General features: G+C 53.4%; 5 protein-coding genes. 4 read left to right on the top strand and 1 reads right to left on the bottom strand.

Features of this window, described 5'->3' with window-relative positions; all coding sequences use genetic code 11:
- Positions 1-873, bottom strand: an 873-nt coding sequence (locus tag lacNas_RS04910; protein WP_201346652.1) for an HD domain-containing protein, incomplete at its 3' end; no start/stop codon positions are given.
- Positions 874-1,012: 139 nt separating this feature from the next.
- On the opposite strand from lacNas_RS04910, the gene lacNas_RS04905 reads away from it, so the two are divergent.
- From lacNas_RS04905 to murA, 4 genes are all read left to right on the top strand, one after another.
- Positions 1,013-1,411 carry a YwiB family protein gene (locus lacNas_RS04905; protein ID WP_201330803.1) on the top strand — a complete coding sequence of 133 codons (399 nt, stop codon included), beginning with the start codon at positions 1,013-1,015 and terminating at the stop codon, positions 1,409-1,411.
- A 45-nt stretch (positions 1,412-1,456) separates the two neighbouring features.
- On the top strand, positions 1,457-2,044 hold the full coding sequence (rpoE, locus tag lacNas_RS04900) for a DNA-directed RNA polymerase subunit delta (protein ID WP_201330802.1): 588 nt from the start codon (positions 1,457-1,459) through the stop codon (positions 2,042-2,044).
- Between the two features lie 116 nt (positions 2,045-2,160).
- Positions 2,161-3,780 (top strand): CTP synthase, encoded by a 1,620-nt coding sequence (gene pyrG / locus lacNas_RS04895; protein WP_201330801.1) that lies wholly within the window; start codon positions 2,161-2,163, stop codon positions 3,778-3,780.
- A gap of 120 nt (positions 3,781-3,900) precedes the next feature.
- The coding region (gene murA / locus lacNas_RS04890; protein WP_201335846.1) for a UDP-N-acetylglucosamine 1-carboxyvinyltransferase at positions 3,901-5,013 on the top strand (1,113 nt) is incomplete at its 3' end.

Below are 5,013 nucleotides of genomic sequence, written 5' to 3'. Positions count from 1 at the left end.
CTTCAGATAATCCTGCAGCTGCCAGTTTCCGGCCAGAAAACGGGCCAGACTCGGCGTTACCGGCAGCTCTTTTTCCTGGTAGAGGTGCTGGGCCCGCTGCAAAAGGTGGTGCAGGATAACTTCCATGGACCGGTTGACCCGGTGGTAGTAGATCTGCTGGTACATTTGGTAGCGCGAGACGATGTAGTCTTCAACGGCATGCATCCCGTTGGCCGTAAAGCAGACCCCCTCCTTGTAAGGACGGATGACCCGCAAAATTCGCGACAGGTCGAATTCCCCGTAGGAAGCGCCCGTGAAGTAGGCATCCCGCAAAAGGTAGTCCATCCGGTCGGCATCGGCCTGGCTGGAGATGAGCTTGACCACCTGGGGGTTGGGATAAGTCTTGGCAATAACGCTGGCCACTGCCTTTGGAAAGTCCGGGTCCACCTTGCTCAAGGCTTGGTTGACCTCGGTTGAAGGATCCAAAATGATCTGCTGGCCGATCTGTTCGTGGTTGGTGCCGAAAAGGTGCTCAAAAGTGTGCGAGTAAGGGCCGTGGCCGATGTCATGCAGCAGGCCCGCCATCTGCACGAGCAGGTTTTCGCCCGGGTCCCAGAGGCCGTCGCCGGCTTTTTGACTGGGATACTTGTCAGTGAACAGGTTGCTGATCCGGCGGGCCAGCTCGTAGACGCCCAGGTTGTGCTCAAAGCGGGTATGAGTGGCTCCGGGGAAGACAAAGGCGGTCGGCCCGAGCTGCTTGATCCGCCGCATGCGCTGGAATTCCCTGGAACGCACGACGTCCAGGGCTACTTGGGTGTCAAGGTGGATGTAGCCGTGCACGGGGTCACGGACGACGACTTCGTGGGCCAATTTAGGGCTTTCAAATTTAGTCAAAAGTAGATCCTCCATTCTTATTGTTTTTTATTTTTGCCAAAACATAGTAAGATATGTTTAGCTAAGCTATAAAAATTATAGCAAAAGTTGCTAGAGGCTGCGTCAACGGCCATTGTAAGGAGACTAATTTTTTTAGAGCATGAGCAAGATTAAGATTGATTTGACGAGCCGGATCACCCAGGAAGGGCAGACGGAGACCATCTGCCAGCAGGCAGAAGGCGAGCTGCGGGAAGACGGCGCGGTTAAAAGAATTTTTTACGAGGCAGAGCATGTTCCGGTCAAGATGCTGCTGAAAGAGCAGGAGCTTTTGATCCGGCGGGGCGAAGACCGCGGCAATTTTTCCCAGATGCACTTCGTTTTGGGTGAAAAAGGCCGCTGCAAGTACGTTGTTGAGGGCCGGCAACTGGACCTTTTGTCTGAAACCAAGCGGCTGGAATTCAAAGAAATTGCTTCTGGCCGGCAACTTGAAGTTGAATATGACCTCTTTAGTGGTGTAGACTTAATTGGTAGTTATGCCGTCTCATTGATTTTTGCTTAAATGACGTGTAAAATAGACAAGATTGAATAGAGAGGACGTTCAACTGTGGGATTAGCTGATTTTAAAGACGTGGATCGCAACGAATTGTCAATGATTGAAGTTGCGCACGCAATTTTGGAAGACCGTGGCGAAAGAATGGCTTTTGCCGATATCGTCAACGAAGTGCAAAAGTACCTGAACAAGAGCGATGAAGAAATTCGGCAGCGCTTGCCACAATTTTACACGGACATGAACACCGATGGCCGCTTCATTTCCATGGGTGAAAATGTCTGGGCTCTGCGGACCTGGTTCAAGTTTGAAGCCGTCGATGAAGAAGTCGACCACCCGGAAGACGATGGCGACGAAGCATCTACCCGCAAGCACCACAAGAAGGTCAACGCCTTCTTGGCCACTACCGAAGGCGACGACGTGATCGACTACGAAAACGACGACCCGGAAGACGAAGACTTGTCCGATGACAGCGACAATGACGATGATGACGACGACGACAACTCCGGTGACGATTACGACTACGATGACGATTACGACGACAACGAAGACGATGAAGACGACGACTCATTGCCAGACGGCATCGAAGGCCAGCTGTCGCAAATGGACGACGATGACCTGGATGACGATGAGGACGAAGAATAGGATTTAGTCCTTGACTTGCGGTTGAAAAATCGTTATTATTTTGCTTGGGCACCCTATGTGCGTTTAGCTCCCTGAATTAAAGGGAGCTTTTTTATTATTTTTCAAAGGAGAGCTCAATGACCAAATATATCTTTGTGACTGGCGGCGTTGTATCATCACTGGGGAAAGGGATTACTGCATCAAGCATTGGTCGCTTGCTGAAGAACCGCGGCTTGAAAGTTACCATGCAAAAGTTTGACCCATACATCAACATCGACCCAGGCACGATGAACCCTTACCAACACGGCGAAGTCTTCGTGACCGATGACGGTACTGAAGCTGACCTTGACTTGGGCCACTATGAAAGATTGGTTGACGTCAGAACCAGCAAGTACTCCAACGTCACGACCGGTAAGATCTACCAGGAAGTCCTGCAGCGCGAACGGCGCGGCGACTACCACGGCGGCACGGTCCAAGTGATTCCGCACGTGACCAACATGATCAAGGAAAAGGTCATGCGGGCGGCTCAAATGACCGACACTGACGTCGTTATCTCAGAAATCGGCGGTACTGTCGGGGACATGGAATCAACTCCGTTCATGGAAGCCATCCGGCAGATGCGCCGGGAAGTTGGCTCTGAAAACGTCATGTACGTGCACGTGACTTTCGTTCCTTACCTGCGGGCAGCCAAGGAACTGAAGAGCAAGCCGACCCAGCAGTCAGTTTCCATGCTGCGGTCAATCGGGATTCAGCCGAACATGCTGGTTCTGCGGTCAGAAATGCCAGTGCCGCAGGAAATGAAGGACAAGATCTCCACTTTCACCGACGTTCCGGTGGACTACATCGTGGAATCCCTGGACGCGCCGTCCTTGTTTGACGTGCCGCTGTCCTACCAGGAACAAGGCGTTGACCAGAAGGTCGTTGACTTCCTCCACATCGACAGCCCGAAGCCGGTTGCCGACATGGACGAATGGCGCCGGATGGACGAACGGGCCAAGAACCTGAAGCACAAGACCAAGATCACCCTGGTCGGCAAGTACGTCGAACTGGAAGACGCCTACATTTCCGTAACCGACGCCCTGCAGCACGCCGGCTACCTGTACAACAGCAAGATCGAGGTCAACAAGATCCAGGCTGAAGACATCACTGAAGACAACGTGGCTGACCTGCTGAAGGACACCCAGGGCTTGATCGTGCCTGGCGGTTTCGGCACCCGGGGCCTGGAAGGGATGATTACTTCCATCAAGTATGCCCGCGAACACGATATTCCTTTCCTGGGGATCTGCCTGGGGATGCAGATGGCCAGCGTAGAATTTGCCCGCAACGTCCTGCACCTGGAAGATGCCAACTCAGCTGAAGCAGAACCAAACTGCAAGAACAACATCATCGACTTGATGGCCGACCAGCGCGACCAGGAAAAGATCGGCGGCACTTTGCGCCTGGGCCTGTACCCAGCCATGCTGAAGGCCGGCACCAAGACCCGGGAATGCTACGATGGCCAGGAAGTGATCCAGGAACGTCACCGTCACCGTTACGAGTTCAACAACAAGTACCGGGAAGCCTTTGAAAAGGCCGGCATGACCTTCAGCGGCGTTTCCCCGGACAACCACCTGGTTGAAATCGTGGAAATCACCGACAAGAAATTCTTCGTGGCTGCTCAGTATCACCCAGAATTCCTGAGCCGTCCGAACCGGCCAGAAGGTTTGTTCAAGGGCTTTATTGGGGCAGCGAGCGGTTTGCAGGTCGACAAGTTCTAAATTTTGTACGATAATAAAAGATAGTGACAAGAGAAGAGAAGCCTCTTCTCTTGTTTTTTTGACGAAGATCTATTAACATTATTATGATAATTTGACAAAAGAAAAGGACTACTTTCCCAAATGAAGCAAATGATAATTCACGGAGGGAAACCCCTGCAAGGTGACATCTGGATCGGTGGGGCGAAAAACTCGACGGTGGCGTTGATTCCAGCCTCGATTCTGTCAAGAACCCCGGTGACCTTGGAATCCGTTCCGCGGATCGCCGACGTTGACAATCTGATGGACCTGTTGAGCGAAATGGACGTGCACTGCGACTTTCGTGAAACGACCCTGCAAATTGACCCAACCGAAATCAAGATGAGTCCCCTGCCAGCTGGGAAGATTAAGAGCTTGCGCGCCTCATACTACTTTATGGGCGCCCTGCTCGGCCGTTTTGGCAAGGCTGTTGTAGGTTTTCCTGGTGGCGACGACATTGGCCCGCGGCCGATTGACCAGCATATTATGGGTTTTCAGTCGCTCGGCGCCGACGTTAGATATGAAAATGAGCAGATTGTAATTACCGCGCCTGATGAAGGGTTGAAAGGGGCCCAGATTCACTTGAAGATGGCTTCAGTTGGGGCAACGATGAACATCATCATGGCCTCAGTCACGGCCAGCGGCCGGACGGTGATTGAAAACGCGGCCAAAGAGCCGGAAATCATCGACTTGGCGACTTTCTTGAACAACATGGGCGCCAAGATCCGCGGGGCCGGCACCGATACGATCAGAATCGACGGGGTCGACCGGCTGGAAGCCAAGGTGCCGCACACGATCATCCCTGACCGGATCGAAGCCGGCACCTACATTTCCATGGCTGCCTGCATCGGCAACGGGATCCGCATCCACAACATCATTGCTGAGCACCTGGACGCCTTTTTGGCCAAGGTCGAGGAAATGGGCGTGGTGATCGATACCGATGAAGACTCGCTCTTTGTCTACCCAGCCGGGGACCTGCAGATGGTCCAGGTCAAGACCGGGACCTATCCGGGCTTTGCCACTGACCTGCAGCAGCCGATCACGCCGCTTTTGCTGACGGCCAAGACCGGGGAAGGGGTCATCATCGATCCGATCTATCCGAAGCGGACCCGGCACGTGCCGGAACTGCAGAAGATGGGCGCGTCCATCACTGTCGTCAACAACATCATCCTGGTTCACCCGGGCAGCCGCCTGCACGGCGCCGTGGTTCACGCCGAT

It is taken from the genome of Lactobacillus nasalidis (genome assembly GCF_016587775.1).
GTDB classification, from domain to species: domain Bacteria; phylum Bacillota; class Bacilli; order Lactobacillales; family Lactobacillaceae; genus Lactobacillus; species Lactobacillus nasalidis.
This window is presented reverse-complemented; position numbering and strand designations above follow the sequence as displayed.